This is a genomic window from Spirillospora sp. NPDC049024 (genome assembly GCF_040649235.1).
Classification (GTDB): domain Bacteria; phylum Actinomycetota; class Actinomycetes; order Streptosporangiales; family Streptosporangiaceae; genus Spirillospora.
Genome location: NZ_JBEZFD010000058.1, coordinates 1 through 2234, shown reverse-complemented (window position 1 = coordinate 2234; position 2234 = coordinate 1). Strand labels below are relative to the sequence as shown.

Annotated in this window: 2 protein-coding genes; both read left to right on the top strand. The window is 71.1% G+C overall.

The window, feature by feature from the left end; all coding sequences use genetic code 11:
- The first annotated feature begins 70 nt into the window (after positions 1-70).
- Positions 71-1321 (top strand): IS21 family transposase, encoded by a 1251-nt coding sequence (istA, locus tag AB0C21_RS43290; RefSeq protein ID WP_500212341.1) that lies wholly within the window; start codon positions 71-73, stop codon positions 1319-1321.
- Positions 1321-2166 carry an IS21-like element helper ATPase IstB gene (gene istB, locus AB0C21_RS43285; protein ID WP_500212339.1) on the top strand — a complete coding sequence of 282 codons (846 nt, stop codon included), beginning with the start codon at positions 1321-1323 and terminating at the stop codon, positions 2164-2166. Before istA ends, istB begins: the two co-directional genes overlap by 1 nt.
- Positions 2167-2234 lie beyond the last annotated feature (68 nt).

The following is a 2234-nucleotide window of genomic DNA, read 5'->3' as shown; positions in this document are numbered from 1 at the left end:
TGTCGACGACGCGTGAATACTGACCCCCAGGCGACGGCCGAAATCTGACCCCCCACTGTCACTGTGGAGGGTGATCAAGGTGGAGGACTGGGCTGAGATCCGCCGGTTGCACCGGGCGGAGGGCATGCCGATCAAGGCGATCGCCCGGCGGATGGGCATCTCGAAGAACACCGTCAAGCGGGCGCTGGCGGCCGATGAGCCGCCCAAGTACCGGCGGGCGGGGAAGGGCTCGATCGTGGACGCGGCCGAGCCGGTGATCCGCGAGTTGTTGGCGGAGTTCCCGGACATGCCCGCGACGGTGATTGCCGAGCGGATCGGGTGGGAGCGGTCGATGACGGTGCTCAAGGACCGCATCCGACAGTTGCGGCCGCAGTACCGGCCGGCCGATCCGGCGTCGCGGACGGCGTATCAGCCCGGTGAGCTGGCGCAATGCGATCTGTGGTTCCCGCCGGCGAAGGTGCTGGTGGGTGCCGGGCAGCAGACCAGCCCGCCGGTGCTGGTGATGGTGTCGGGGTATTCGCGGTGGATGCTGGCGCGGATGCTGCCCTCGCGGGCGGCCGGGGACCTGTTCGCCGGGATGTGGGCGCTGCTGGGCATGCTGGGCGCGGCGCCCAAGGCGCTGGTGTGGGACAACGAGGGCGCGATCGGGCAGTGGCGGGCAGGGGGTCCGGTCCTGACCGCCGAGGCCAACGCGTTCCGCGGCACCCTGGGCATCAAGATCGTGCAGTGCCGCCCCGCCGATCCCGAAGCCAAGGGCCTGGTCGAGCGGGCGAACGAGTATCTGGAGACCTCGTTCATGCCGGGCCGGTCGTTCACCGGCCCGGGCGACTTCAACGCCCAGCTGGACCACTGGCTGGCGCATCGCGCCAACGTCCGTCACCACCGGCGGATCGAGTGCCGGCCCGCCGATCGGATCGTCACCGACATGGCGGCGATGGTGCCGCTGCCGCCGGTCGCGCCGGTGGTCGGCTGGCGCACTTCGACCCGGCTGGCCCGCGACCATTACGTCCGGATCGCCTCCAACGACTACTCGGTGCACCCATCGGTGATCGGGCGGCTGGTCGAGGTCGTCGCCGACCTGCAGGAGGTGAGGGTCACCTGCGGCGGGCAGCAGGTCGCCGCGCACCCGCGCTGCTGGGCGGTCCACCAGACCATCACCGACCCCGCGCACGCCCAGGCGGCCGCGGCGATGCGGCGGCTGCGGCTGCAGACCACCCGCCCGCCGGCCGGCACCGAGGTCGAGCAGCGGCGGCTGAGCGACTACGACGCCCTCCTGGGAGTCCAGGACATCGGTGCCGCCGGCATCGAGGGGGTGGCGTGATGGCACCCCGCACCAAGGCCACCACCACCAAAGCCGCCGCAGCGGGAGCTGCGAGGAGCACTGGCGGCCGCAATGTCGAGGCCGAGCTGGCCTACCTCACCCGGGTGCTCAAGGCGCCGTCGCTGCACGCCGCCGCCGCTCGTCTGGCCGAACGCGCCCGGGAGGAGTCCTGGACGCACGAGGAGTTCCTGGCCGCCTGCCTGCAACGCGAGGTCGCCGCCCGCGAGGCCCACGGCGGCGAGGCCCGCATCCGCGCCGCCCGCTTCCCCGCCCGCAAAGCCCTGGAGGACTTCGACTTCGACCACCAGCGCTCGGCCAAACGCGAGGTCATCGCCCACCTGGGCACTCTGGACTTCGTTGCCGCCCGCGAGAACGTGGTGTTCCTGGGCCCGCCGGGAACTGGCAAGACCCATCTGTCGATCGGGCTGGGCATCCGCGCCTGCCAGGCCGGACACCGCGTCGCCTTCGCCACCGCCGCCGGGTGGGTCTCGCGGCTGGCCGACGCGCACGCCGCCGGACGGCTGCAAGACGAACTGACCCGGCTCGCCCGCGTCCCGGTCCTGATCGTCGACGAGGTCGGCTACATCCCCTTCGAGGCCGAGGCCGCCAACCTGTTCTTCCAGCTCGTCTCGTCCCGTTACGAGCGCGCCTCGCTGATCGTGACCAGCAACAAGCCGTTCGGCCGCTGGGGCGAGGTGTTCGGCGACGACGTCGTCGCCGCAGCCATGATCGACCGCCTCGTCCACCACGCCGAGGTCATCAGCCTGAAGGGAGACAGCTACCGCCTGAAGAACCGCGACCTGGGCCGCGTCCCCGCGGCCAACACCACCAACGACCAGCAGTAACGACCAACAACATCAGGGGGTCAACTTTCAGACGTCGCCAGGGGGTCAGAATTCGGCCGTCGTTGACA

Excerpts from the sequence above, each read along its gene's own strand:
- istB (WP_500212339.1), top strand. The coding sequence starts at position 1,321 with ATGGCACCCCGCACCAAGGCCACCACCACCAAAGCCGCCGCAGCGGGA.